Raw genomic sequence first — 26,229 nt, forward strand, 5'->3', positions numbered from 1 at the left:
GTCAGTTAGTGGAACGAGCGAGTACGGGCTCGTGCACATCGAAGCTCGCGATCGTTTCCGGCGAGAGACGCCGGTAGCTCTCGAGCACCCGCCCGAGCGCCTGCTGCGCACTCTCGCCCACGGCTGAGAGGTGTCCCATCTTGCGGCCGCCACGCGCACCGGCCTTGCCGTACAAATGCAAGCGCGTTCCCGGCACTTCGAGTGCATGGGTCGTGTGCGGGGGATCGTGTTGCAGCCAGACCTCACCAAGCAGATTCACGATCGCCGACGGCGCGTGCACGTCGGTGCTACCCAGCGGCAGATCGCACACGGCGCGCACCAACTGCTCGAACTGGCTGGTGACAAGTCCGCGTTCACTGTGGTGATACGTGTTGTGCGGACGCGGCGCGAGTTCGTTTACCAGCAGCTCGCCATCGGTGGTCACGAAGCATTCGACAGCCAGCAGTCCCACGATGCCGATACGCTCGGCGATCGATGCCGCGAGGGCCTGTGCCTTCGCGGTCATGGCGTCGCTGATCATGGCGGGGATCACGGCCCAGGTGAGAATGCCGCTCGTGTGATGATTGCGCGACGGTGGATACACGGCCATCTCGCCACCGGGACGACGCGCCACCAGCACCGAGATCTCGTAGTCGATCGACACCAGCTTTTCGACGAGACAAGTGCGGCTGCCGAGCGCGTCCCACGCATCGGCCGCTTGCTCCGGCTCGCGCAAACGCACCTGACCGCGTCCGTCGTAGCCCCCGTGGGTGGACTTCGCGATGCACGCACCGTGAGCGCGGACCGCCGCTTCTACGCTGGCGGCAGACGTGGCCGCTACGAACGCCCCGAGCGGAAACCCCTGCGCCAAAAGCCACTGTTTCTGCCGGATGCGGTCCTGAATGATGTACACCGGCGCACGTCCCGGCCGGAGCTCGGTGTGCGCCGCGACCGCATCGAGCACGTCCGGGTGGATCTGCTCGATTTCCAGCGTGACCACGTCGCATCCTTTCGCGAGTTCAACCGCGGCGGCGATGTCGTCGAACGGCGCGGTTATCGTGCGCGACGCCACCGCGCGCGACGCGCAGGTGGCATCGGGATCGAGCACCTGAATGTCGTAGCCCATGGACCGCGCCGCGAAGGCGGTCATGCGCCCCAACTGTCCCCCACCGAGAAATCCGATGGTGGCTCCCGGAAGAATCGGCGTCACGTGGCAGACGGAATGAAGTCAGTCGGCGCAATCGTATTCGGAACAATGGCGTTCGGTGCGGCCAGCGGTCGGGAGAGTGCTTCGCTGGCCTTGGTCGTGCGACGGGCGGCCAGCTTCTCGCGCAACGATGTGTCGCTGGCGGCGAGCAGCTGGGCCGCGAACAGGGCGGCATTCGCGGCGCCCGGCTTGCCGATGGCGAAGGTGGCAACCGGCACGCCGGCGGGCATCTGTACGATGCTGAGCAGCGCGTCCATGCCGTTGAGCGGCGTGGCGACCACAGGTACGCCGAGCACGGGGACGAGTGTCTTGGCAGCCAGCATGCCAGGCAGGTGGGCCGCACCACCGGCACCGGCGATGATGGCCCGCAGCCCGCGCGGAAACGCCGTTTCGGCGTACTCGAACAACCAGTCGGGGGTGCGATGCGCCGACACCACGCGCGCTTCGTAGGGGATCCCGAGCTCGGCGAGAATCTCGCAGGCCGGGGCGAGCGTGTCGAAATCGCTCGCGCTACCCATGACCACACCGATCAGTGGCGTGGTCGCGGCAGCGATCGTGCTGTCGGCAGCAGCGGTCACGTGCACTCCGTAAAAGGGATCGGCAGCCCCACTCGTTGGTTCCAGGGCCACTCGGACGCCCAAAGTTACGCGAGCGCGTGACCGCTTCCAACCCGGCGGCCTCTAAGCGAGCTCGCCGTTAACGAGTTCGCCGCTTAGGCACGGCCTGTGTTCGTGGCGCATCGGACTTCTCCAACACCGCCAGCCGCTCCTTTGCCTCCTCTACCATGGCGCGGTGCGCCGGCGGTGGCTGATCGTAGAGCTCCACGAACCGCCGGTATTGTATAATGGCGGCCTCGCGATTACCTGCGGCATCGAACGCGGAGCCACGCTCGAACTGCACGATCGGCAGCACGGTGCGCAAGGTAGTCCACTCTGCCGGCGTGTTCATGCCACCGTCCGTCCACATCAGGTAACGCTCCACCGCGGCGGCGTCACCACGCTTCCTGAGCGCCCGCGTTATGACGAACCGGCCGACTGCCTCGGCCGCCATGATGTACGCGCCACGCTGCATGACATCTTCGGTCACAGCGCGCAGGCTGTCTGCCGCAACGTCCGGGGCAATGCGCGCCAGCCAGAGTCCCGAGAGTGTTCGCCCAGTATGCTGACTCAAAAGGGCACTGTCCGCGAACAACAGGCGGATCGCGCTGCGTACGCGCGGCTCATCGCCGAATATCGTTCCCACGAGACCGTCGAGAAAGCGCAACTCCACGCGACTTCGCGTGTCCGTGCCGGCCAATCCCCCTGCCATTGCCCTTCGCACCACGGTGTCCGCCACCGCCGGCTCGATAGCCTCCAGCCAGGCGCCGAGCGTCGCCACGCGCGCTGCCGAGAGCCGCAGGGCGGCGGGCAGCGTCGACGCTTCCATCCGACGCGCCGCGGTGAGCGCGCCTGCCCAGTCACCGCGAGCAATTCGAAAGTCGCTTTCGGCAACGTTGGTGGCCTTCTCGATATCTCCGGATAGAAATCCGGCCTCACGCGCGCGCGACAGCATCTCGAGCTGCCGTTCTGGTGCGACGGGCTTGAACGTGGAATAGCCGGTGATCAGAAGCCACGCCGGTTCACTTGCCGCTTCCTTCGAGGACAGGCGCGCCAAGTCCACCGCGCGATCAGCCGTGGGCATCGGCGACCCGATCTCTCGAGCACGCATCATGTCGGCCGATAGGCTGAGCAACTCTCCCCAGGCGCCGGTGCTCATGGCCCCCGCCTTGGCCATGGCGTCGGCGGCCTGCAGTGGCGTTCCACCACTCAACCGTTCGACGGCCTGATGCATCTTGGTGTCGGCGTGATCGGGCACCAACTGATCGAGCCGGTCCAGCAGCGGACGCGCCTCGCTTATCGGGATGCCGTACACCGGACCGAAGTGGATAATCGGATCGGCCGCCTCCATCAGGAACGGTGGATAGTCCGAATACTGTTGCGCGAGGGCCTTCCACTCGGCCACAGCCTGCGGGACGGGCAGGCGGTGTTCGCGTGTTTCCACCCACAGTCGCTCGCGCTCAGGCAATCGCGACTTGAGCGCCAGCAGGCGCTGATGTACCAGCGCATCCGCGCCACGGAGGTTCCACTCATTGACGTAGTCGAATCGCAGGTACGCCTGCACAAAATTCGAATCCAGCTCGAAGGCGCGACGATACTCCAGTAGCGCCCCATCGACATTGAGCCGTTGGAACTTCCGTTCGCCATCGAGGAAGGCGCGGAGTGCATCGAATGACGCCGTGGTGAGCCCGGCGAGCACCGGTGATGGTGGCGTGCCGCGGCGCCACACTTGGCGTAATACCGCCCATGTGAGCGAGTCGGTCAGCGCTGCAATGTTGTTGGACGGTGCGAGCACCGACGCCTTGGCCAACACGGAGTCGGTGCCAACGCGATACAGCACGACCGACGCGCGCACCTGATTGTTCTCGCGGATCAGCGTCCCCGTCATCACGCTGCCCGCGCCGAGTTCGCGGGCCAGCGACTGCGCGTCGGCCAGTGGCATCGGCGACGCGCTGTGGCGCGACTTCATGAGCAGCGTGGCGGCGTCGATGGAGCGCACAGAGCCCACGCCGTCGATGTTGGCGCTGAGCGTCACCACCAGGTCCTGCCCCAGTCGTGTGAGCGACGTGTCCGAGACTGCGCCAAGTGGCGTTACGGCAATCAGCTCCGCCCCGGCCGCGACACGCGGCGCCGCGGATCGTCCTCGCAGCGCGAACACCGCGCCCGCCACGATGACAACGCCGGCGAGCGCCGCTACCAACGGCCAGCGTCGTCGCCCCGTCGCGAGTCCGGCGCCGGCCACAGCTGTTGCTGCCGCCGTGCGGGTACCCGACGGCGTGAGGACGGTGTCGAGCGCGGTCAACATCTCGCGCGCGCTCTGTGGTCTCGCCGAGGGCTCCTTGGTCAGTGCCCGGGCGATGAGCTGCGCCAACGCGTCGGGGACATCGTCGCGCCGCAGCTGCACCGATGGCGCGGGCTTCGTGATGTGCGCGGTGATCACTTGCTGCGTGCTGCCGACGAACGGTGGTGTGCCGACCAGCAGCTCGTACGCCAACACGCCCACAGCGTAGAGATCCGCGCGGTGATCAACCGTCGGGTCGGCGGTTGCCTGTTCCGGCGCCATATACGCCGGCGTCCCAATGGCAATGCCCACCGAGGTCATGTTTCCCGACTCCCGCAGCGCTTTCGCGATGCCGAAATCTGCGACGACCACATGGCCGGCCTCGAGCAGCACGTTCTCCGGCTTGATATCGCGATGCACCACCCCGTGATCGTGCGCAAACGCGAGGGCATCGAGCAGTTCCCGCAGCAGCTTCACCGTATCCGGCACCGTCAACGACCCTTCGCGCGACAAGCGGGCGCGCAACGTCTCGCCGCGCACGTATGGCATCACGTAGTACAGCGCGCCGTCCGCACCACCGGCCGAGAGAATCGATACGATGTGCGGATGCTGCAAGCGGGCAATGACCTGGATTTCGCGACGGAAGCGGTCACTGCTGAGGCCACCGGTGTGCTCATCCGAGAGCACCTTCACGACCACGTCACGATCGAGGGCCATGTCATGCGCGACGAACACCCGTGACATGCCACCGCCACCGAGCTCGCGGTCGATGCGATAGGCGGTGCCGAGGGATTGCTGGAGTGTGTCGCGAAGCGCGTCGGTCATGCTACCGTGGTTGGAAAGTCCGAAATCGGTGCAGTCCGCGGGGAATTCACGGCGCCTTCCTTGCGGTCAACTCGGTGAGCCAGTTCTCCACCACGACAACGTGACCGTTCGTGGCGCCGTTGGCGCGCTGTACCATCAGAAACCGCTGGCCGTCTGGCGTGACATCATAATTGCGACGCGACACGGAGATCTGCACGAAATCTGAGGCGTTGAAGAGCGTGCGAGTCCCCTGCAAGGCGAAGCTGGGCGCCGTGGTCACCTGAACCGCAACCATGCGCGACTGCAAATCGAGATAAAACAGTTCGTCACCGCGAGGCGACCAGCGCGGCGCGCTACCACCGGCACTCGAAATGGGCCAGCGCGCCTGCTGCGGATTCGGAAAGGGGACCACGTATACCTCCAGCCGGCCCGACATATTCGATACGTACGCCATCCATCGACCATCCGGTGAGAGAGTGGGCGAGTACTCCAGGTTTGGCGTCGCGATGACCGGTTGTGTTGCACCGCCCCTGAGTGGTTGCGCGGCGAGAATATCCCCAGAGCCTAGAGACGGGGTGGTGGTGCGCACCACCAGCCAATTGTCCGCGTGAGACCAGAACTGTTCGGAGATCGGACGATCGGCGTGCAAGAGCAGCGTGCCCAAGGCACTGCCGTCAGCGGGCTGGCGCCATACATCCCCCACGGCGGCCGTTCCTGACGACCCGGAGATGTACGTTATGAAGCGGCCGTCGGGGGTCCAGGCGGGCGCATCGTTGCTTTTGTTCTGCTGCGAGAGGCGGATTGGAGCGCCTGAGGTAGCTCCCTTCACCCAGATATCCGCGTCGGTGCCACGGCGAATGGCCACGGCGAGTCGCCTTCCATCCGGCGACAGTGCTGGACTGGCAAATTCGCCTCGCCAAGTGGAATCGAAGGGTGTGCGAACGCCGGTACGCGACACCCAGACCAGTTCGCGTTGGGTACTGGCATCACCAACGGCGTACACGAGTGTGCCGTCGTTGGAAACCGCAAAATCCACCGGCCCCACCATGGTGGAGGGAATTCGGTCGGCAACCGGACTCGCGGTGCCCGAGAGGGTGAGGGCGCTCACGTTGAAGGGGACGACCCAGAGTTTGCCGTCCGGCGTTGTGTACAGGAGATGGCCGTTGGACACGTACCGGACCCGCACGCCGGGCATCAGGATGCGATGGCGTCCGGTCTTCACATCCGCGACCGCGATGGCACGCCGGCCGTCGCGGAACGCAACCTGAAAGAGCAACGACTTCTTGTCCGGCAACAACTCAGGCAAGAGATGCGAGGTCTCGCCGGCGGCGGTATCCACCGTCGTGACGCGCTCGAGCGGAGCGTCGGGTCGCGCTTCCATTCGGGCCAACGCAAACAGTCCGGTATGCCTGATGAACCGATAGATGTAGCCATCACTGCCCCATGACATCGCTTCAGGACTGGTCACGGAGTCGTCGAGTACGATGGGCGGACCGCCGGCCGTGGGGGTGGCCTGCAGCCGTCCTGCTGAGAAATACCCGATGCTCGCACCGTCGGGCGAAAAGAATGGCCCAGCCGCTCCCTCCGTGCCGGGTATCGGCGAGAACTGCAACGCATTGCGCCGACGTCCGAGGAGCGTACTGCCTTCGCCGCCGCTGTGCACGATCAACGAGCCATCCGGCGAGATAGCCACCTCGCCAGCCCAGTCGCGCGCGGCCGGCACGGAGTCGAGTGTGATGGCGTAACGCACCACGCTTGCCGTTGGTATCTTGCGGAACCAGCCCCAGAGCGCGGCGACCATGGCGGCTGCGGCAATACCGCTCGCGATCAGGCTCCCACGAGGAGTACGCCGCGACACGGGCATGGCACGGCTACTGCGCGTGGCGCCGGTGGAGCTCTCAGCCAACGCCGCGGCAAATTCGGTTGCCGTACCGAAGCGATCGGCCGGCAACTTTTCCAGCGCCCGCAGCACCGCGTTTTCTACGTGCGGCGCAATGGCCTTCCGCTGCTTGGTCAGTCCGCGCGGTTCCTCGTTCATCACGCGGGCTACGATCGCCTGAACACTCGGTCCGGTGAACGGCGGCTCACCGACGAGCATCTCGTACGTCACCGCACCTAGCGCATAGATGTCGCTGCGCGCGTCTATGGTGCGCTCTCCCATGGCCTGCTCTGGACTCATGTACTGCGGGGTGCCGAGCGAGAGTCCGGTCTGTGTCATACGCTGTCCGCCGGCGCTTTGCACGGCGAGCGCGATACCGAAATCGGCGACCACCGCGTGCCCGTTCTGCAGCAGGATGTTTTCGGGCTTGATGTCGCGGTGGATGATTCCCAACCCGTGCGCGTACGCCAGCGCATCGGCCACCTCCCGCGCGATCAGCAGCGCATCATCGACCGGTAACTGCTTTTCTCGCTCCAGCCGCGCGCGCAAGGTTTCCCCAGTGACCAGCGGCATCACGTAGTACAGTTGTCCGCCCGCTTCGCCACTGTCGAGCAACGGGAGAATGTGCGGATGCTGCAACCGCGCCGTGGTCCGGATCTCACTCAGGAAGCGCTCGCCGCCGAGCGCCGCGCCAAGATCCGGGTGCAGGACCTTGATGGCCACGTCGCGACCATGTTTGAGATCGTGCGCCAGATGCACCGTGGCCATACCGCCGGCGCCGAGCTCACGTTCCATGCGATAGCGGTCGGCGAGCGCGGTGCGGAGTGACCCGAGGGGTTCGTTCATGCATCAAAGCTACGGCCTGCGCGGCGATCACTCCATACAAACGGCCGACAATGTCGTTCCGGCCACGCTCCCGCGACGCTGACGCTACGGGAGGAAGATTCCATACTGACGAAGCGACGTCGGCTCCGGCGCAGCAGGGGTCGTGGAAAATCGGTCAGCGCACCTGCACGCTATCGCGCGAGCACTGTGTACCGAGTTCGCGGGGACCACTGCGCTGAGGCCAGCGGACTTGAGGTAGAGGCCACAGCGGGACCCCGCACCGAGTAGCGGTGCATCCGCATGCAACATAGAATCACCGCATGAGTTTGCCCGATTCGCCCGAGCGTTGGCGTCGCATTGAGGCGATCTTTTCCGCCGCCTTGAATCGAGATCCAGAGGCGCGCGCGTCGTTCGTTGCGATGGCGTGCGACGGTGATCAGTCGCTCGCGGAAGAAATTCATTCGCTGCTGGATGCACATGAACGGTCGGGGCTCTTCGATCGACTGGCGGCCGGCTTGGCACCGATCGTCGCCGATTGGCGCGCCGGTGGGCCGGTGCTCGAGGGGCGCACCATTGGACGGTACGAGGTGCGAGGGCGAGTTGGAGGTGGCGGCATGGGTGTGGTGCACGAAGCCTACGATATCGGCCTCGAACGTACCGTGGCGCTCAAGTTCCTGCAGGCGCAGTTTGGTGCCGATGCGGTGGCGGCCGAGCGTTTCCGCCAAGAAGCGCGCACGGTCGCCGCGTTGGAGCATCCGAACATCTGTACCGTGCATGAGATCGGGGAGACCGACGACGGGCTGCTGTACCTCGTTATGCCACTGTACGACGGGGACACCGTGCAGCAGCGCATCGCGCGCGGTCCGCTGCCGATCGAACTGGCACTCTCGATCACGGTGTACGTCCTGCGCGCGCTTGCCAAAGCCCACGCCCGCGGGATTATTCATCGCGATATCAAGCCGTCAAACGTGCTTTTCACGGCGGATGGCGTGGTCAAGTTGCTCGACTTTGGCATTGCCAAGCTGGCCGACGTGACGCTCACCGGTACGGCGGCCGGCCCGATCGGGACCCTAGCCTACATGAGCCCCGAGCAGGCATTGGGGAGTCCGCTGGACCATCGGACCGATCTCTGGTCGGTTGGCGTGATGCTGTATGAAATGCTTACCGGCCAGCGCCCGTATGCGAATGGGGTGGCGGCTGCGATGACCGGTCCGCTTCGACAGCCGCTGCCGGTGACAGCGCGGAGCGCACGTCCCGAGGTGACGCCGGAACTCGACGCGGTGGTCACGATGGCGCTGGCCCGTCAGGCGGGAGCACGCTATCAGTCGGCGTCGGCGTTCGAGACGGCCATCACGGGGCTGGGGTTGGCGTCGGTGCGGAGTGCCGGCGGCACCGAGCCTTCGGTACCGTCGGCGACCACCGGCTCAGGCCGAAAGGCAGGGCGCTGGAGACGATTGGCGCTCGTCGCGATGGTCGTTGCAATGAGCGCGGCCACTGTGTGGAGGATGGTCATTCGCCCGGTCGCCAGTGCCGAGATGGCAACGGTGCGTCCATCCATCGCCGTGCTCCCGTTCGCCGACCGGAGCGACACGCGCGATCAGGAGTATTTCGCGGACGGCATTACGGAGGAACTCATCTCCACGCTGTCGCATGTTGACGGGCTCGATGTCGCATCGAGCACGTCCGTGTTTGCGCTCAAGCGCAATACCGACGATGTCCGTACGATCGGTCGAAAGCTTGGCGTGTCCCAGGTGGTCGAGGGAAGCCTTCGACGCTCGGGGGATCAGTTGCGCGTGACGGCCACGCTCGTCAACGTGGCCGACGGAATTCGGATTTGGTCGCAGCAGTACGATCGGGCGGCCGGCGACGCGTTTCTGATTCAACAGCAGATTGCCCACGAGGTGGCGCGCACGCTGCAGATGCGGCTTGTCAGTGGTGAAAACGGCGCGACCGCCAGGAGGCCGGCCGGCGACGCGTACGAGTGGTATTTGAAAGGTCGCATGGCATGGGGGGCGCGGACCGAAGAGGGCATGAAGACGGCATTGCAATTCTTCGAGCAAGCCGCTCAGGCAGATTCCACGTACGCCCCGACTTTCTCCGGAATGGCGGATGCGTATGCCGTGCTCGGGTTCTATGACTATCTCCGGCCGACGGAGGCCTTTCCAAAGGCGGAAGCCGCGGCACGACGGGCGGTCGCCCTGAACCCGACGCTGGCGGCCCCGCACGCCACACTGGCGTACGCCGCGTTCTACTTTCGCTGGGACTTCGCTCGTGGTGAGCAGGAGTTCAAGCGCGCGATCGAACTCGACGACAAGTATGTCACCGGGCACCAATGGTACGGTAATCTGCTGGTGGCCAGCGGGCGGTACTCCGAAGCCGTGCTGCAGATGCGTCGGGCGGAACAGCTCGATCCATTGTCCCTGATAGCCAAGGCGGCGCACGGGTGGGCCCTCTACTATGCCGGCGAGTATGGCCGCGCGCTCGACCGACTTCAGCAGACGCTGGTCCTCAGCCCCGAGTATCAGATCGCCCTACAGTGGGCGGGTCAAACGCTGATCGAGATGGATTCGCTCCCACAAGCGGTCGCAGTCCACCGGCGCCTAGTGACCCTGGCCGACAGCAGTAGTCTCAGCGTTGCAACCCTAGCCTACACGCTGGCTACTGCGGGCCAGCGTGACGAGGCTGAGCGATGCGTGAACATTCTGCTGTCGCGGGAGGCGTCAGGTACGTATGTGCCGTCCTTCGAAGTGGCCAAAGTGTACGCGGCTCTCGGACGCCCATCCGACGCGTTCTCGTGGCTGGAGAAAGCGAGGCAGCAGCGCTCGCACTCGATGGTCTTCCTGCGAGTCGATCCCCAGCTACGGCGCCTGCGAACCGATGCACGGTTCGCCGAGTTCGTGCGGATGGTGCTCTCCAACTGATCGCGGGGCGTCTTGTCGTATGCGGCGTGCGCTCACCCGTCGCCAGAAATACCACTCACGCTGCCTCGTCCATCCTTCCGCGGCCGCGCGATCATCTCCGTACGCGCACGTCAGCGATTCGGCGGTCACCGCGCGGAACGCATCATCGAATTCATGTAGCAAGTCCCGTGTTTCCGCGCTCGCCGGTCGGATGCGTAACCGCTGGGCGATCTCGTGCCGCACGGCCACGCGCTCCCGCATGTCAGCTCCGTCGGGATCAATCCGGTCGATCTCGCGCGCCAGATCATCCACCTGGCGCGCCCACAGCGCCACCAGCGCCGGCAAATTCACCCGCGCGAAGCTCACCGCACATCCATCAGGCGCATGATCTACTTGGACGGCGGACCGACCACGGGCAGGCGCGCCGTGCCGCTCCACTCCTGGAACGAGCCGTCGAACATGCGCGCGTCGTGCCCCAGCATCGTCGCGACAAACCACAGCAGCGTTGCCTGCTGCCCGATGTGACAGTACGTGATGACGGGTCTACTCTGGTCCACCCCGGCGTCGGCGAACAACGTCTTGAGTTCGCTGATCGGTTTGAGGTACCCGTTGCTACTCACGCTCGATAGCGGGACATTCACCGCCGTCGGAATGTGTCCAGGGCGCGGATAGCCGCCGCCATCGCCATTGTAGAAACGCGTCAGTCGCGCATCCACAATGTGTCGTGTGCTGTCCGTCGTGGCCGCCTCCACCTGGGCGATGGTGGCGATGATGTCCAGGCGCAGCTTCGGCGTGAATATCACCACCGGAGCCGCCGTCGGCGCACTTTTGCTCACCGCGCGCGACTCGCTCTTCCACGCCTGGTAACTGCCGTTCAATAGCGAAATCCTCTCCATCGCTCCGAGATATGCCAGCGTGATGAACACGCGCGTGGCCGATTGCAGCGCCCCATCGTGCGGTACCACGATCACGCGCGTACGGTTACCGATCCCGTTGCGCACGGCCCACGCGGTAAGCTGCTCCACGCCGGCCATCTGCAAGCTCAACCCGCCCGGTACCATGGGGAGGGAGACTTCGTCGAGCGCTGTGTGCCGGCTGCCGGCGATATGCCCGCTATCGTACTGCGCCCTGCTGCCTACATGCAGCACGACGAGATCGCGATCGTTCTGGTGCGCGGCCAACCAGGCCGTGGTCACGAGCATGTTCGCCGCATTCGGCGCCGGCATGGCGCGTGGTGGCGCACGATGGCAGGCACCGGCCGCGAGTACACTCGCGGCCAAGAGCGTGGAGGTCATGAGACGGTGTATCATGGAGTGATTACCGGACGGCCACGTGAGTCGCGCACTTCAACCGGCGCGATGCCGGTGGCCTTGAGCGCGGGTTCGATTGTGGCGCGGTCGCCAGCAATTACAATCGTGAGCTTCGACGGATCGAGATACTTGTTGGCCGCGCGCTGCGCGGATTGCACGGTGACCGCGCCGATGCCGGCGTTGAACGCGCCGAGTGTGGTGAGCGGGAGGCCGTAGGGAATCAGCTGCGACAGCTGCGCCGCGATGTCGCCGGTGGACTCGAAGTTCTCGGCGTATCCGAGCTGCAGATAGCGCTTCGCCTTGGCCAATTCATCGGCGGGCAAAGGCTCACGAATCGCCTTCAGCTCGCGCACGAACTCGATGAGCGCCGAGTCCGACTTGGCCGAAACCACTTCGGCATTGGCGCGGAACGGACCAGCGTCTTTCCGCATGGTAAAGCTTGAGCCGGCACCGTAGGTGTAGCCCTTCTTCTCGCGCAGTGTGTTGTTGAGACGCGAGGTGAACGACCCGCCCAGCGCCGTATTCACAACCATGAGCGGGTAGTAATCCGGTGTGCTGCGCGCCACACCGAGTCCCCCCAGACGGAAGCTGGACTGCGCGGCGTTGGGCTTGTCCACGATGTAGATCGTGGTGGCCTTGCCGCCGGCGCTCGCCGGCGCGGGCTTGGCGGCGAGCGCCGGCAAGGCCCCCCGCGTCCACGCACCGAAGGCGCGGCGGGCTAGTGCTTCCGCGTCGGCCACCGAGAGATCTCCGACGATCACCAGCGTTGCATTATTGGGGCGATACCATGTGTTCCAGAATGCCAGCACGTCGGTGCGCGTGAGGCTCGCCGTGCTTTCTTTCGTGCCGATGGGGCTCCGGCCGTACGGATGCGCTTCGCCGTATACCAGCGCCGCAAACGCGCGGTCGGCCATCGCGGGTCCACGATCCTGCTCCTGCAGCAGTCCGGTGGTGCGCTCACTTTTGAGACGCAGGAACTCCTTCTCGGCGAACGTAGGCCGGAGCACAACGTCGGCCATCAGCCCCATGGCGCCATCAAGCGTAGCCTTCGTGGAGTGCGTCGCGATCGTACTCTGCTCGAATCCGGCGCCCGTGCGCAGGCCGATCGCCAAGAATCCGATCTGCTCAGCGAGACCGAGCGCATCACGAGTGCCGGCGCCTTCATCGAGCAGGTTAGCTGTAATCGTCGCCAGTCCAGCCTTCCCCGCGGGATCTGCTTCCGCGCCAGTTCGAATCACCAGCGACGCGTCCACGAGCGGAAGTTCGTGCTGCTCCACGATCACGAGCTTGAGCCCGTTGGGCAGCACGCGCTCGGTGATCTTGGGCAGTATAAGGGGCTTCGGCGCGGTCAGCGCAGGCGGCGTGTTGGACGCCGGTTGCGCCCCCGCGGCTTGCGCACGAAGGAGCGTTGGCGCGGAGGCCAGCGACGCGAGTACCATTAGTGTGTGGCGCATCAGCGGATGTCTCCTGCGGTCAACGCGAGGTCCGTCTTGCCTTCCGGCACAACGGTCAGCACGATCTTGGGCTGGCCTGCCAGGTACCGCTTCGCCACCCGCTGAATGTCGGCGAGTGTGAGCGATTCGTACCGTTCGAGATCCTTCGCCATGTAGTCGGGCGTGCCCGTGAAATAATTGTAGTAACTCAGTTGTGTGGCCTTGCCGAGTACACTCGACAGGCGATCAATCGTGCTGGCGCGCATTCCGTTTTTCACGCGCGTCAACTCGCGTTCGGTCACGCCACGGTCGGCCACATCGGCGATCACCTTGGCGATCTCGGCGTTCAGCTGGCGCGGATGGACGCCCGGTTTGGCCGTCGCGGTGAGCATGAGCATGCCATCGAGCTTGCTCGAGCTGTTGCCCATGCTCACATCCTGGGCGATCTGCTTCTCGTACACGAGCGTGCGATACAGACGCGAACTCTTGCCGCCGGCAATGATGTCCGTGAGCGCATCGAGTGCCGCGTCGTCGGGGCTGAAGGTCGCTACGCTGTGCCACACGTAGTACGTGCGCGGTAGCTGCACGCGGTCTTCCATCAGGAGCACGGTGTCTTTCGTAAGCGCCACCGCGGGCACGGTGGGACGTGCGATCTCGGCGTTGCGCGGGATGTTGCCGAAGTACTTGCGCACCCACATCTTCGCCGAGTCGGCATTGAAGTCGCCGGCAATGGTGATGGTGGCGTTGTTCGGCGCGTAGTACTGACGGAAGAAGTCGCTCACGTCGGGTACCGACGCCGCGCTCAGGTCAGCCAGCGACCCGATCACCGGCCACGAATAGGGGTGATTCGACGGGAACAGTACCGGCAGAATCGTCTCGTAGGCGCGACCGTACGGGACGTTGTCGTAGCTCTGCCGGCGCTCGTTCTTCACCACGTCGCGCTGCAGGTCGAGCTTTTCCTTGTCCATCGTTGGCAGCAGCCAACCCATGCGATCGGCGTCGAGCCAGAGCATGAGCGGCAGGGCGTTCGAGGGGCCGGTTTCGTAGTAGTTGGTACGGTCGAAGTTGGTGGAGCCGTTATTGTTGGCGCCGGCCGCTTCGAGCCATTGGTCGAACTTCCCCACGGGGACGCTCTGCGACCCCATGAACATCACGTGTTCGAACAGGTGCGCGAAGCCAGTGCGGCCACGCTTCTCGTCGCCCGAGCCGACCTTGTAGAAGTTCTCCACGGCAACGATCGGTACCGAACGATCCACGTGCAGGATCACCTCGAGACCGTTAGGGAGTGTGAACTTCTCGTAGGGAATCGTCGGCGCCTTTTGTCCGGAAGCAAGGCCAACGGAAGTCCCGAGTGCCAGCAGACAGGCTGCCGAGAGGGAACCGACGCGATACCGCAGAGTCATGGTTCGGAAAGTCGAAGAGAGGTCACAGGTAGCGCTGGAAATGTACACAGGCCACTTTGGCGCCATGGATATCCATGCGCCTCAGCCGGTCGGTTACGCGGCCCGCCTCGGCCTCTTCTCCGGCACCATGTTGGTCGTTGGCGGCATCATCGGCTCGGGCATCTTCCTGTCCCCATCGGTGGTCGCACAGCGGGTCGGGACCGCGCCGCTTACCCTCGCTGCCTGGAGTATCGGTGCCGTCGTGGCGATCATCGGTGGCTTCGTATACGCCGAGCTGGGCGCCCGGCGTCCGCAGGCGGGGGGCACCTACGTGTATCTGCGCGAGGCATTCGGCACGTTGCCCGCCTTCCTCTACGGCTGGGCGCTGTTCCTGATCATGGCAACCGGGGCCATCGCCGCCGTGGCCATGACCGGCGCCAGTTATCTCGCCACCCTGCTCGGATGGGCGCCAGAGAGCGCGCGGGCCCTTGCCGTCGCGCTCATTGTGATCCTGACGCTGCTGAACGTGCTTGGTGTCAACATCGGTGCGACCACTGGCAACGTGCTGACGGTGCTCAAGCTTTCAGCCATCACGATTCTGGTGGTGGCGGCCCTCGTCATGTCGCCGGCGAACGCGTTGCCCGTGCCGGCGGTTGCCGCGGCACCACTGGTCCCGCCGCAGGGAATGGCGGCCACGGTCGTCGCCATGGGCGCGGCGTTGGTGCCCGTGCTCTTCTCGTTCGGCGGATGGCAACAGACCAACGCGGTAGCCGAAGAGTTACGTGATCCTGCCCGCACGCTGCCGCGGGCGCTCATATTCGGTGTGCTGCTCGTGGCGGCGACCTATCTACTGGTAAACCTCGCCTACCTGCGCGCCCTCGGTGTGGAGGGACTCGCCGCCAGCAGCGCGCCAGCCGCCGACACGATGTTCGTGTTTTTGGGCCCCGCCGGTCGGACGCTGATCACCTGCGGCATCGTGGCGTCCACCGTCGGCTTTCTCGGCATGGTGATTCTCATGTCCGCGCGCGTGTATCAGGCCATGGCCGCCGATGGGTTGTTCTTCCAGAGCATGGCCGCACTGCATCCAAGAACGCGAACGCCGGTGGTGGCACTGGTGGCGCAAGGTGCTGTCGCGCTCGTGCTGCTGCTCACGGGTACCTACGGCCAGTTACTCGATTACGTCGTGTTCGCCGACTGGATATTTTTTGGCTCCACGGCCGCCACGTTGTTCGTGCTGCGACGGCGCGATGTGCAACGTGTATCGCAGAGCGATGCGCCGTCGATGGTGAAGACACCGGGCCATCCGTTTACGACGCTGATCTTCATGGCGGCGGCCATCTACGTCGTGATTGGGTCGATTATCTCGAACCCGGGCAATGCCGCACGCGGAGCAGGGCTGATCGCGCTCGGGGTGCCGGTGTATCTGTACTGGAACGCCCGCCGTCGATCGTCGCCACCACCGAGTACGAATTGATCAAGACCATGACCGTGGCCGCAACAGGTACCGCGTGCGTCGCCGCCTTGTACGTGCATCCGCTCAAGTCCGCGGCCGGCATTGGCGTATCGGAGATTACGCTCGACGAGCGCGGTGCCGTGGGCGACCGTCGATGGGTGCTCGCCGATGCGCACGGCGAGATGATCACCGCGCGCGAAACGCACCGCCTCGTGTTGCTTCGCCCGTCGTTCCTGTCGGATGATCGGAACGGCGGTATTCGGCTTACGGCCCCCGGACGCTCACCACTGGATGTGCCGATCGAGGCAGTCGATCGTGCCGCGCCGACGCACCTCGTACGCGTATGGGACGATGCGGTGGTCGCGCACGACGCGGGTGATATCGCCGCAGCATGGTGTACCGCCGCTGTCGGACGCGCCTGCCGTCTTCTGCGCCTCGCCGACGCGGACCGCCGACCGCTTGCCTCGCGCTTCGCCGGCTCAATCGATCCACGATCGCGCTATGTCGCGATGTCCGACGGCGCCCCTCTTCTGCTACTCGGCATGGCGAGCATCGACGCGCTCAATGCTCGCCTGCTGGATAGCGGCCACGCCGAGGTGATGGACCCGCGGCGGTTTCGCGCGAACGTGCTGGTGACCAGTTCGTCCGCGCACGATGAGGACACGTGGCGCGATATCCGGATCGGCCGCGTGGCATTCAGCGTGGGCTCGGCGTGCACACGGTGCGTGCTGACCACCGTCGATCCTGACTCCGCCGAACGTGGACACGAGCCACTGCGCACGTTCGCGCAGTACCGACGCGCGGATGGCGGCGTGATCTTCGGCATGAACACCACGCATCGGGACGTGGGTGTAATACGCGTGGGTGACGAGGTACAGGTCGTCAGCTTTCGCTAGCGCCCTGTCTCGTGACCGGCCGAGAGAAAATCGGCGATGGCCGTAATCGTGACCGGGTCGCGCAAGATCCGTCGATGGCCGACGTCCTCCACCGGCAGCAGTACGGCGCCCGGCCAGAAGCCCGCGATCCGCTCCGCATCGGCAAAGGGCACTTCTTGGTCGTCGAGCGCATGGACCACCAGCGCCGGGACCTGCACCGAGCGCAGCGCGCCCTCGAGGTCGTCGGTACGATAGCCGCGCGCTTCGATACGACGTCGCGCGTCGCGGACGAAATGATCGGCCGCCTTGGGCGGCAGGTGCATCGCGGCCGAGAATCGGTGCAACACGTCGTGCAACGACGATGGGCTGGCAATGAGGGCCGCACGCCCGAGGGGAAGTCCCGACGACAGGGCCAGCGCGATACTCCCGCCACCCATGGAGTGCCCAACCGCCGCGTAGAGCGGACCAACTTGTGTGCTGGTTTCGATCAACGCTTCGGCGAAGCGGTAGGGATCGGATTGCTTCCCACGCGAATGGCCGTGCCCCGGCGCATCGATGGCAACCACACTGAAGCCGCGAGCGAGTAGGGCAGGGGCAAGGGTGGCAAATTGCGTCGCTCGTCCTTCCCAGCCGTGTATGAGGGCCACCAGTGGGCCGTCTCCCGCGCAGAGCACGGACAGGCCGCTCGCCAACCGCTGGCGTGTGGCCATCGCTTCGAATGACAGCTCCCACTCCCGCGGCGTGAACTTGCGCGGCGTTGAGAAAATCCGGCGGCTGAGTCGTGACGCGAGCGACGGCGCGACACGACCGAGGGTGCGGTTTGCCCCGCGAATGATGCGGATGCTGGCGGGGATGTCATTGGCCATGAGGAAATATCGCTGACAGGCGCGACGGGCGGCCACCTCTCGGCGACCGCCCGTCGCGTTCTGCTCCCCCTCCTGAGGGCCCTGCAATCACCTCAATACAACTGCACCCAGCTGCGTTCCTTCGTTCGCGTCAAAATCGCCGAGCCGCGCAGGGCGGACTCGACGGCACATTTCGACCAGTTGAACGACGAGTTACCTACGATCGAGTTGTCGTCGGTTACGTCGGCATTTCGCGACATGATGCTCCCCCACATGTCGAACGTCCCGTTGCCCTTGGTGATGTCATCACGGGCAATGATGAGTCCGAACCACTGGAAATTGCCGGCCAGTCGAATGTCGCCATTTACCAGCAGAATTCCCTGACCGCGACCCTTGGTGAGCTGAAGCGATCCACTTACGTAGATGATCGGGAAGTAGTCCGTGCAGCCGCCCACGTAGCCGGTGCCGCTGCGGAGCGGCTCACCCCAGTTCGACGTGCTCGAGATGTCGCATGTCGTTGCTGTGCCGACCGGCTCAGGTCCAAGATTGCCGGCCGGGAGCGTGATGTCGGCGTTGGCCACGAGCGTGTTCCAGCTCTCCGTGCCGTAGCGGACGTATGTATTCGAGTCGGCCGCCGCAGCGCTCTGATTGATGCCGCCGATGACCATCTCGGGCTTCTGAATCGTGGCCGTCTTTCCCGTCGCGTAGTTGATGGCAAACGTGTCGCGTCCCGCAATGTTGGCGCACTGCGTCCAGCCCGCCGGGTTGGTGTTCATGCCGGTGATCTGCGCCGAACCCTTTACGCTGATGTTGCCTGCGGTCACAATCGCGCCACCCGGATTGATCGTGGGATAGGCGATACGCACCACCATGTGCGTCTGGCGCTGCGACTCCAGGGCCCCGTTGCCGATGTTGGCACGCCCCACCGAGACGACCCAGAAGGTGGTCTCCGTCAATCGCTGCACCCGCACGCGGGCGGTATCGCCCTGCGCCACGAACACATTGGTCGAATCGATCGCGCCGATGGCCATGCCCTTCGGCGCCGGCAGATTCCGCGCGCGATCCCACCGGGAGATCTCCTGATTCAACCCGAACTCGGCCACCGCAAAGGCGCGCTGCTCGACCAGCGTGTTGCGTCCGGCACGAAAGTCCTGCATCGCGCCCAACACGGCCCCGGTCGAGAGAATGGCCAGCACCACTACCACCACCAGCGTAATCAGCAACGCCGTCCCGCGACGGGCCCGCGATGGGCGCATCGTCTCGGTCGCCTGCTCCTCGTGCGAACTTGCAGAATTGGTCATTGACGGTTCCTCAGGGCGATGCGAAAGGCGAGTGAATCAGTGTTGCGGGTGCTACTGCTGCCCACGCCACCGGAACTGTTTGCTCCTTTGGCGCGCAGGATCATATCAATACGGGCCACGTTGCGTCCCAGCGCGGGGTTGGTGACGGCGAGACCGAGACTGTCGAAATACGTGAAGCGGATGCCTCCGTTCGGGCCGCTCGGCGCCTCATACGGACCGCTCACCGGCGTGTTCCCCTGCCAGGCGCCTCCCAGGTATTCGGATCGCGTGAGGTAGTAGCGTCCGCTGCTCTGGGCCGTGAGCTGATAGCGCGCACTGCGTGTGAAGCGCAACGCCGAGCCCACCTTGATCGAATCGGGAAGGCTCGACGACAGCGTGACGCGGAAACGCGGTTTCGCGAGATCGAGGACCGCATCGGTGAACGGCGAGAGCGGGCAGAGACCTACGCTTTGCGACACGCCGGTGATGCGCAGCGGCACCCACACGTCGTCTTCCGCACCGCGCGACAAGCTGTCGTTGAAGGCCCACACCGTGTCGCCGGCCTGCGGCGTCGCGTACCAACTGGTGACCGTATTGCGCGCCATGTTCAGCGGCGGCAGGTCGAGCGTCGTGTTGCTTGGACGGGCGCACGCGATCGACGCGCCGAGCACCGCGCGGAACGTGAGTGATGACGCATCGAAGTTGGTGAGGTCGCCGCCCGATGAGGAGATCGAGCGCAGGTCGGCCGGCACCAGACTCATCGCCGATCGGAGCTCGCGACGCATGCCCATCTGCTCGTTCGTACGCTGGTAGAAGCGCTGTTGCCCCAGCATGAGGCGTGACACGATAATGCCGATCACCGAGAGAATGGTCATCGTGACGAGCATCTCGATAATGGTGAAGCCTCGGCGGCGCACGGGGGTCAATCGCGGCATGGAATCACCATCGAGTAAACGAGCGTCTTGGTGCGGCGGGGAATGTTGATCAGCACGGCGATCGTCTTGATGTTGCGGCCGTCGGTAACCGTCCACGATTCCCTCACGCCGCGCGTGGTGCTGTTTCCGGTCGCGGCGCCGGCCGCGAGCTGGGCGCAGGAGAGGCTGGTGAGCGAGTCGAGACGTGCTTGGGCGACACCGGCCGCGACGGTCTGTCGCACGCCGCCGCCCATCTGGTTGGCCACCGCCGCCGAGCTGCCGAGCAGGCCGCCCACGGCGACGGTCAGCATGACCACGGCGACTAGAATCTCGACGAGTGAGATACCATCACGTCGGCGCAGCCCGTTGGCGGCGTCGGTGCGGTTATTCATGGATTGCTGCTTCATAGCTGACACCCCTTGGGCATGATGATGCCGGCCGGACTGATGCACAGCGTGTCCGAAGCGGACGCGATGCTGAGCTTGTACTTGTAGACGAGCGCTGCCGCGGGTGTTGGCGTGAGCTGGCCGCGCGCATCGAAGTTGAGCGTGACGGGGGAGCTGGAGAGCGCCGTCAGCGTGACGCCGAACTCGGTATCGAGCTTGATCGGCCCGAAGACACTCACCACGGTGCCATTGAGTCCGCTGAGCACGGTGACGCGGGCCGAGGAGCCGCTAATCGTGAGCGTGGAGGTCTTGCCCTTTTGCAGAGCGGCGGCGCGGGCCGCGGCAAAGGCCGCCGATAGCTGCTGGCGGGCGGCGCGCAACGAGGACGAGGTTGTGAGCGTCGTCATGCGGGGGACAACCATCGCGAACATGATGGCGGCCACTCCCACCACCAGCAGGACCTCGATCATGGTGAAGCCCAGCCGATGGCGTGGCAGCCGTTGGCGGAGCATTGCGCGAAGGGTCATGACGGCACGGAGGACGAAGGGCGATGTCTCATCAGGGGTCAGCCGCCGATTGCGGGCAACCCCCTGATCTGATGCGACATAGACAACGTCACGGTAGCCGGCGTCACAGAACATTCCTGTCTGGGCACTCGCCCTCACACGGCGCGTCACTTTCGGGCCAACGTGAAGGAAACCACATTAAACCAATCGCTTTTAACACAAAAAAGGCCACCGCTGTGGGCGGTAGCCTTTCTCGTTTCACTACTCGAATTCAGCTCCCGGGGAGGGACTCGAACCCCCGACAGGGTGATTAACAGTCACCTGCTCTACCTGGCTGAGCTACCCGGGAATATCGACGGCCGTCGCCGCCGTCTCACACAACCGCGAACGGCGATGCAAGAGCCCAATAGTATCGTCATCCCACCCGACTGAGTCAAGCGGGCAGCACCGTCTTGAGCCATCGCCCGGTGTGCGACGCCGCCTGCTTCACGATCTCCTCCGGCCGGCCCATCGCGACCAGGTGGCCGCCGCCGTCGCCGCCGTCAGGGCCCATATCCACGATCCAGTCGGCGAGCTTGATCACCTCCAGGTTGTGTTCGATCAGCAGCAAAGTGTGACCCTGGTCCAGTAGCCGCTCGAACACCTGCGCGAGTTTCCGGATATCCTCGAGGTGCAGGCCGGTGGTCGGCTCATCGAGCACGTACAGCTTCCGGGCACCGCCGCGGGCCGTCAACGCCAGTTCGCGGGCAATCTTCAAGCGCTGCGCCTCGCCGCCGGATAACGTGGTCGCCGGCTGCCCCAAGCGCAGGTATCCCAACCCGACCTGCTGCACGTGCCAGAGTGCCTGGGCCAGCTTGTCTTCGCGCGGGAAAAACTTGATGGCTTCGTCTACCGTGAGCTCGAGAACGTCGGCGATATTGCGACCGCGCACCCGCACCTCCAGCACGTCCGGCTTGAAGCGCTTCCCGCCGCAGGCGTCACAGGGTACGAACACGTCGGCCATGAAGACCATCTCAACTTCGATCGCCCCCGCGCCTTCGCACTGATCGCAGCGACCGCCGGCGACATTGAACGAGAAGTGTCCCGGCCCATAGCCACGCGTCTTCGACAGTGGCATCTCGGCGAACAGCTTTCGCACTTCGTCGTAGGCTTTCACATAAGTCACCGGGTTCGAGCGCGGCGACTTGCCGATCGGGCTCTGATCCACGAGCACCACGTCGTCGAGAAACTCTTCGCCCGAGAGCGACGTGAACGTGCCCACGGTTTCTCCCAGATGTTCCTTGGCCGAATGCTCGCCGTGTAGCCGTGCCTCGACAGCGTGGAACAGAATGTCGTGCACCAGCGTGCTCTTCCCGGACCCTGACACGCCGGTTACCACGGTCATGGCACCGATTGGAAATCGCACGTCCACCATGTTCACATTGTTCGCGCTGGCCCCCTTCAGGTCGAGCCAGCGCGGCCCGACCGCCCGTCGCTTGGTCGGCAACGGAATGGTGCGTGCCCCCGTGAGGTACTGGCCGGTGAGCGGACTGTTCGCGATGTCGGCGATCGGTCCGGCGAACACCACCTCGCCACCACGTTCACCAGCGTGCGGGCCCAGCTCCACCATGTAGTCGGCGATCCGCATCGCCTCGAGATCGTGTTCCACCATGATCACCGTGTTGCCGTGATCGCGCAGGCGTACCAGGAGCGCCAGCAGCTTGTCGAGGTCACGCGGGTGCAACCCGATGCTGGGTTCGTCCAACACATACGTGGCATCCACCAACGCCGCGCCCAGCGCATTCGATAGCGTGATACGCTGCGCTTCTCCTCCCGACAGCGTGCGCGTGGCGCGATCGAGCGTGAGATACGTCAGTCCGACATCGGCCAGAAAGCGCGTTCGGCTGCGCGCCTCGCGAAGGACCGCCTCGGCGATGTGCGTTTCGCTTGGCGAGAGTGCGAGCGTATCCAGCCACGTGCGCAGATCGCGCACCGGCATCTGCGTGACGTCGGCAATCGTACGATCCTGAATGCGCACCGCCATGGCATCGGGCTGCAACTTGGCGCCGCCGCAGTCGCGACAGGCGCGCGCACTCTGATACTTGCGAAGAAATATGCGGATGTACTGCTTGTAACGCTTCTCTTCGAGCGCTTCGAGAAACGGGAACATGCCGGTGTACGTACGTGACTTCGAGCGCAGCAGCTGTTCACGCGTCTTCGCGGGCAGCGTCTTCCACGCGGCATCCGGTGACACGCCGAGCGACCGCGCGAACTCTACAACGGTGCGCCGCTGCTTTTCGTAGCGTGGTGCCGTCCACGGATCGATCGCGCCGTCACGCACCGAGCGATCGTGGTTCGGGACGATCAACGCCTCGTCGTAGTCGAGCGTGGCGCCGAATCCGTTGCAGGTGGGGCAGGCGCCGCGCGGATTGTTGAACGAGAACAGCTGTGGCGATGGCGTCGGCGCGCGGGTGCCGTCGTTGGGACACTCGAACCGCTCCGTGAAGGCCAAGCGCGACACCGGTTTGTTGCCCGTGCTCGCCCGTAGTGACTCGGGAGGCAGCACCGGATCTGGGAAGAGCAGCACCGTATCCCCGTCGCCTTCAGTGAACGACGTCTGCACGGCGTCGGCAATGCGACCGCGGGCCGATGCCTCCACCCGCAGTCGGTCGATCACGATCTGGACGTCGCCGGCCGCCGCAAGGTCGATGCCTTCCGCGTCGACATCGTCGAGATGCACAATGCGCTCTCCGAGTGCGACGCGCACGAGTCCGCGAGCCCGCAGGTTTTCCGCGATGACGGCGTGCGTGACTTCGTTGGAGCGGATCAACGGACAGGCCACCATGAAGCGCGTACCCTCGGGGAGCGACATTACCGCATCGGTCACCGACTGCACGGTGTCAGGACGCAGCTCGCGGCCGCACACGCGACAGAACGTCCGCCCCACACGTGCCCAGAGCAAGCGCAGGTAGTCGTAGATCTCGGTGGCGGTGCCCACGGTGGACCGCGACGTCCGCGTGGAATTCCTCTGCTCGATCGCGACGGCAGGGGAAAGCCCCTCGATCGAATCGACCGCCGGTTTCTCCATCCGCTCCAGAAATTGCCGCGCGTAGGCCGATAGCGATTCCACGTAGCGCCGCTGGCCCTCGGCGTAAATCGTGTCGAAGGCGAGCGACGATTTGCCCGAACCCGACACTCCGGTCACGACCGTAATGGCCCGGCGTGGGATGTCGAGGTCGAAGCCCTTGAGGTTGTGCTGACGGGCGCCACGGATACGAATGCGATCCTTCATGTAGTGAAAACTATCTGAGCGGCCCGCTAGATTCCGCATCTCATGGCGGCTTCAACGAACACGACGAGATCCACCGACGGCGACGCCCTCGGCAAAGCCTACGATGCGCGCCTGATGCGGCGACTACTGGCGTACGTGCGCCCGTATCGCGCGCTGGTCGTCGTGGCCTTGGCGTGCATCGTTGTCCAGTCCGGAATGCAGCTCGCCGGACCGCTGCTCACCCGCTGGGTCATTGACCGCGCCCTCCCGGCTCGCGACACCGGACTCGTGGTTCAGGTCGCACTCATGTACGCCGCACTGCTCGTGGCGCAATTCGGTGCGGCTTTCGGTGAGACCCTGTTTACGTCGCTGTTGGGGCAGCGCGTAATGCGCGACCTCCGACGCGAGCTGTTCGAACGGCTGCAGCGCCTCCCGGTGGCGTACTTCGATCGCAATCCGGTGGGCCGCTTGGTTACACGCGTGACCAGCGACGTCGAGGCGCTCAACGAGCTCTTTACCTCCGGCGTCGTGGCCGGGGTGGGCGACCTGTTCACGCTGCTCGCGATCGGCGTGGTGATGCTCTCCGTGGACTGGCAGCTGGCGATGGCCGCCTTCGTGGTCATTCCCTTGGTGCTGATCGCCTCGCGGCTGTTTCAGAATTCGGTGCGGACCGCGTACCGCGACATCCGCACACGCCTGGCGCGCCTGAACGCCTTCATCGGGGAGCGGATCGGTGGCATGCGCATCGTGCAGCTGTTCGGTCGGGAGGCGCACGAGGTCGGTCGATTCGACACGCTTAACCAGTCGCACCTCGACGCCCATCTGAAGTCGATCACGGTCTACGCACTGTATTTCCCGGTGATCGAGTTCCTCACCACCTTCGCGTTGGCCAGCCTGCTGGTCACTGCCGGCTTCCGGGTGGGCAGCGACGCCATCACGGTGGGGACGGTGGCCGCCTTTCTGCAACTCGTGCGACGCTTCTTCCAGCCGCTACAGGATCTTTCGGAGAAGTACAACATTCTGCAGGCGGCCATGGCCGCGTCGGAACGTATCTTCGGCCTGCTCGACACGCCGGTCGCCGCCGGCGCTGTCGCCACGTCCGATCGGGATGCCCGCGTCCGTGCCCTTCGGTCGACTGGCGTGACCGTTGTGTTCGAGGACGTCTGGTTTGCGTACGATCGGGAGCAAGGAGTGTCCGAGGATCACGCCCCGGCCTTTCAACGGGCCGCTGATAAGCTCGACCGGGCGGCGTCCGGGGACCCGCCCGGCGGCGTCCGCTGGGTGCTCAAGGGTGTGAGCTTCCAAGTCGCGCCGGGTCAGGAAATCGCGCTGGTGGGCCACACGGGCGCCGGCAAGACGACCATCGTGAACCTGCTGCTTCGCTTTTATGAACCGCAGCGTGGCCGCATTCTGGTGAACGGCGTCGACATCCGCGACCTGCCTGTGGACGTGCTCCGCTCGGTCATCGGATACGTGCAGCAGGACATTTTTCTCTTTGCGGGCGACGTGGCCGGCAATCTGCGCCTCGATGCCGCCGTCGATGACGAGACCCTCGCTGCCGCCGCGGCGCGGGTCGGCGCCGACCGGGTCATCGAGCGATTGCCCGGCGGCTGGCACCACGAACTGTCAGAACGTGGGGGGGGCGTCAGCGTGGGCGAGCGACAGCTGCTGGCGTTCGCGCGTGCCGTGGCCGCCGATCCCGCGTTGTTGATCCTCGACGAAGCCACCAGCGCCGTCGACTCGCATATCGAGGCCGAGATCCAGCGGGGCGTGTCGGAGCTCATGCGCGGCCGGACCACGATCGCCATTGCCCATCGTCTCAGCACGATCGTCGATGCCAACGAGATCCTCGTACTGCACCACGGCGAGGTCGTCGAACGGGGCGGCCATCGGGAGCTGCGAGCCCGCCAGGGGCTGTACGATCGGCTTTTCCGCCTGCAGGTCGGCGAGCCTGAACGCGCCGGATCGGGGGAAAGCCGGGCGGCGTCGGCCGCGGGCGAACCCCCCGACGCGGACGCCGATCTGTCGGCGAGCTCGGCGTCGCGCTTGCCAACCGACGCAACTCTCGGGTAGCTTCGCTTCTCCGCTTCACGTCCCATTCGTCATTCTCGGTCAGACCCCTTC

The 26,229-nt window shown here is 65.1% G+C and carries 18 protein-coding genes and 1 tRNA gene; 4 read left to right on the top strand and 15 right to left on the bottom strand.

All coding sequences use genetic code 11. From position 1 onward, the window contains the following. Position 1 precedes the first annotated feature (1 nt). The 4 genes from purK to ACLL97_RS05120 all read right to left on the bottom strand — a co-directional run bounded on the left by purK (position 2) and on the right by ACLL97_RS05120 (position 7,592). A complete protein-coding gene (purK, locus tag ACLL97_RS05105; protein ID WP_411279401.1) occupies positions 2-1,189 on the bottom strand; it encodes a 5-(carboxyamino)imidazole ribonucleotide synthase in 1,188 nt (395 codons plus the stop codon). Next, positions 1,186-1,704 (bottom strand): 5-(carboxyamino)imidazole ribonucleotide mutase, encoded by a 519-nt coding sequence (purE, locus tag ACLL97_RS05110; protein ID WP_411279425.1) that lies wholly within the window; start codon positions 1,702-1,704, stop codon positions 1,186-1,188. Before purE ends, purK begins: the two co-directional genes overlap by 4 nt. Positions 1,705-1,882: 178 nt before the next feature. Continuing rightward, positions 1,883-4,888, bottom strand: a complete 3,006-nt coding sequence (locus ACLL97_RS05115; protein ID WP_411279402.1) for a serine/threonine-protein kinase — start codon at positions 4,886-4,888, stop codon at positions 1,883-1,885. Between the two features lie 46 nt (positions 4,889-4,934). Continuing rightward, positions 4,935-7,592 carry a protein kinase domain-containing protein gene (locus ACLL97_RS05120; RefSeq protein ID WP_411279403.1) on the bottom strand — a complete coding sequence of 886 codons (2,658 nt, stop codon included), beginning with the start codon at positions 7,590-7,592 and terminating at the stop codon, positions 4,935-4,937. Between the two features lie 299 nt (positions 7,593-7,891). On the opposite strand from ACLL97_RS05120, the gene ACLL97_RS05125 reads away from it, so the two are divergent. Continuing rightward, entirely contained in the window at positions 7,892-10,492 is a 2,601-nt protein-coding gene (locus ACLL97_RS05125; RefSeq protein ID WP_411279404.1) for a protein kinase domain-containing protein, read from the top strand. On the opposite strand, the gene ACLL97_RS05130 is transcribed toward ACLL97_RS05125, so the two are convergent. From ACLL97_RS05130 to ACLL97_RS05145, 4 genes are read right to left on the bottom strand one after another with little or no spacing between them, the layout of a single operon-like run. Beyond that, entirely contained in the window at positions 10,430-10,837 is a 408-nt protein-coding gene (locus ACLL97_RS05130) for a hypothetical protein (protein ID WP_411279405.1), read from the bottom strand. The genes ACLL97_RS05125 and ACLL97_RS05130 overlap by 63 nt on opposite strands. A 23-nt stretch (positions 10,838-10,860) precedes the next feature. Beyond that, complete coding sequence (locus tag ACLL97_RS05135; protein ID WP_411279406.1) at positions 10,861-11,766, bottom strand: sulfurtransferase; 906 nt, start codon at positions 11,764-11,766, stop codon at positions 10,861-10,863. An 11-nt stretch (positions 11,767-11,777) separates the two neighbouring features. Next, positions 11,778-13,235 carry a M16 family metallopeptidase gene (locus ACLL97_RS05140; protein ID WP_411279407.1) on the bottom strand — a complete coding sequence of 486 codons (1,458 nt, stop codon included), beginning with the start codon at positions 13,233-13,235 and terminating at the stop codon, positions 11,778-11,780. Next, entirely contained in the window at positions 13,235-14,617 is a 1,383-nt protein-coding gene (locus tag ACLL97_RS05145) for a M16 family metallopeptidase (protein WP_411279408.1), read from the bottom strand. Before ACLL97_RS05145 ends, ACLL97_RS05140 begins: the two co-directional genes overlap by 1 nt. A 40-nt stretch (positions 14,618-14,657) precedes the next feature. Here ACLL97_RS05145 and ACLL97_RS05150 point away from each other — a divergent pair, with 40 nt between their 5' ends. Together ACLL97_RS05150 and ACLL97_RS05155 are read left to right on the top strand one after the other, a co-directional pair. Beyond that, positions 14,658-16,070, top strand: a complete 1,413-nt coding sequence (locus ACLL97_RS05150; protein WP_411279409.1) for an APC family permease — start codon at positions 14,658-14,660, stop codon at positions 16,068-16,070. Continuing rightward, on the top strand, positions 16,067-16,945 hold the full coding sequence (locus tag ACLL97_RS05155) for an MOSC domain-containing protein (RefSeq protein ID WP_411279410.1): 879 nt from the start codon (positions 16,067-16,069) through the stop codon (positions 16,943-16,945). The genes ACLL97_RS05150 and ACLL97_RS05155 overlap by 4 nt, the downstream gene beginning before the upstream one ends. Here ACLL97_RS05155 and ACLL97_RS05160 read toward each other — a convergent pair. From ACLL97_RS05160 to uvrA, 7 genes are all read right to left on the bottom strand, one after another. Next, positions 16,942-17,790, bottom strand: a complete 849-nt coding sequence (locus tag ACLL97_RS05160; protein ID WP_411279411.1) for an alpha/beta fold hydrolase — start codon at positions 17,788-17,790, stop codon at positions 16,942-16,944. The genes ACLL97_RS05155 and ACLL97_RS05160 overlap by 4 nt on opposite strands. A gap of 92 nt (positions 17,791-17,882) precedes the next feature. Further along, positions 17,883-19,070, bottom strand: coding sequence for a hypothetical protein (locus tag ACLL97_RS05165; protein ID WP_411279412.1), 1,188 nt, complete (start codon positions 19,068-19,070; stop codon positions 17,883-17,885). Next, positions 19,067-19,984 carry a type II secretion system protein J gene (locus ACLL97_RS05170; protein ID WP_411279413.1) on the bottom strand — a complete coding sequence of 306 codons (918 nt, stop codon included), beginning with the start codon at positions 19,982-19,984 and terminating at the stop codon, positions 19,067-19,069. The genes ACLL97_RS05165 and ACLL97_RS05170 overlap by 4 nt, the downstream gene beginning before the upstream one ends. Continuing rightward, the gene (locus tag ACLL97_RS05175; protein ID WP_411279414.1) at positions 19,972-20,370 is read right to left on the bottom strand and encodes a hypothetical protein; all 399 of its coding nucleotides are present in this window, start codon (positions 20,368-20,370) and stop codon (positions 19,972-19,974) included. Before ACLL97_RS05175 ends, ACLL97_RS05170 begins: the two co-directional genes overlap by 13 nt. Then, complete coding sequence (locus tag ACLL97_RS05180) at positions 20,367-20,876, bottom strand: Tfp pilus assembly protein FimT/FimU (RefSeq protein WP_411279415.1); 510 nt, start codon at positions 20,874-20,876, stop codon at positions 20,367-20,369. The genes ACLL97_RS05175 and ACLL97_RS05180 overlap by 4 nt, the downstream gene beginning before the upstream one ends. A 254-nt stretch (positions 20,877-21,130) precedes the next feature. Beyond that, a tRNA-Asn gene (locus tag ACLL97_RS05185) sits at positions 21,131-21,204 on the bottom strand. A gap of 84 nt (positions 21,205-21,288) precedes the next feature. After that, on the bottom strand, positions 21,289-24,126 hold the full coding sequence (gene uvrA, locus ACLL97_RS05190; protein ID WP_411279416.1) for an excinuclease ABC subunit UvrA: 2,838 nt from the start codon (positions 24,124-24,126) through the stop codon (positions 21,289-21,291). A 42-nt stretch (positions 24,127-24,168) separates the two neighbouring features. Here uvrA and ACLL97_RS05195 point away from each other — a divergent pair, with 42 nt between their 5' ends. Beyond that, on the top strand, positions 24,169-26,178 hold the full coding sequence (locus ACLL97_RS05195) for an ABC transporter ATP-binding protein (RefSeq protein WP_411279417.1): 2,010 nt from the start codon (positions 24,169-24,171) through the stop codon (positions 26,176-26,178). The last annotated feature ends 51 nt before the right edge of the window (positions 26,179-26,229 follow it).

Source organism: Gemmatimonas sp. (genome assembly GCF_046594945.1).
Lineage (GTDB): Bacteria > Gemmatimonadota > Gemmatimonadetes > Gemmatimonadales > Gemmatimonadaceae > Gemmatimonas.

Bases quoted from the DNA above. Each gene is read 5' to 3' on its own strand.
- purE (WP_411279425.1), bottom strand. From the start codon at position 1,704: ATGGGTAGCGCGAGCGATTTCGACACGCTCGCCCCGGCCTGCGAGATT.
- ACLL97_RS05115 (WP_411279402.1), bottom strand. From the start codon at position 4,888: ATGACCGACGCGCTTCGCGACACACTCCAGCAATCCCTCGGCACCGCC.
- ACLL97_RS05120 (WP_411279403.1), bottom strand. From the start codon at position 7,592: ATGAACGAACCCCTCGGGTCACTCCGCACCGCGCTCGCCGACCGCTAT.
- ACLL97_RS05125 (WP_411279404.1), top strand. From the start codon at position 7,892: ATGAGTTTGCCCGATTCGCCCGAGCGTTGGCGTCGCATTGAGGCGATC.
- ACLL97_RS05135 (WP_411279406.1), bottom strand. From the start codon at position 11,766: ATGACCTCCACGCTCTTGGCCGCGAGTGTACTCGCGGCCGGTGCCTGC.
- ACLL97_RS05140 (WP_411279407.1), bottom strand. From the start codon at position 13,235: ATGCGCCACACACTAATGGTACTCGCGTCGCTGGCCTCCGCGCCAACG.
- ACLL97_RS05145 (WP_411279408.1), bottom strand. From the start codon at position 14,617: ATGACTCTGCGGTATCGCGTCGGTTCCCTCTCGGCAGCCTGTCTGCTG.
- ACLL97_RS05150 (WP_411279409.1), top strand. From the start codon at position 14,658: ATGTACACAGGCCACTTTGGCGCCATGGATATCCATGCGCCTCAGCCG.
- ACLL97_RS05160 (WP_411279411.1), bottom strand. From the start codon at position 17,790: ATGGCCAATGACATCCCCGCCAGCATCCGCATCATTCGCGGGGCAAAC.
- ACLL97_RS05165 (WP_411279412.1), bottom strand. From the start codon at position 19,070: ATGACCAATTCTGCAAGTTCGCACGAGGAGCAGGCGACCGAGACGATG.
- ACLL97_RS05170 (WP_411279413.1), bottom strand. From the start codon at position 19,984: ATGCCGCGATTGACCCCCGTGCGCCGCCGAGGCTTCACCATTATCGAG.
- ACLL97_RS05175 (WP_411279414.1), bottom strand. From the start codon at position 20,370: ATGAAGCAGCAATCCATGAATAACCGCACCGACGCCGCCAACGGGCTG.
- ACLL97_RS05180 (WP_411279415.1), bottom strand. From the start codon at position 20,876: ATGACCCTTCGCGCAATGCTCCGCCAACGGCTGCCACGCCATCGGCTG.
- uvrA (WP_411279416.1), bottom strand. From the start codon at position 24,126: ATGAAGGATCGCATTCGTATCCGTGGCGCCCGTCAGCACAACCTCAAG.
- ACLL97_RS05195 (WP_411279417.1), top strand. From the start codon at position 24,169: ATGGCGGCTTCAACGAACACGACGAGATCCACCGACGGCGACGCCCTC.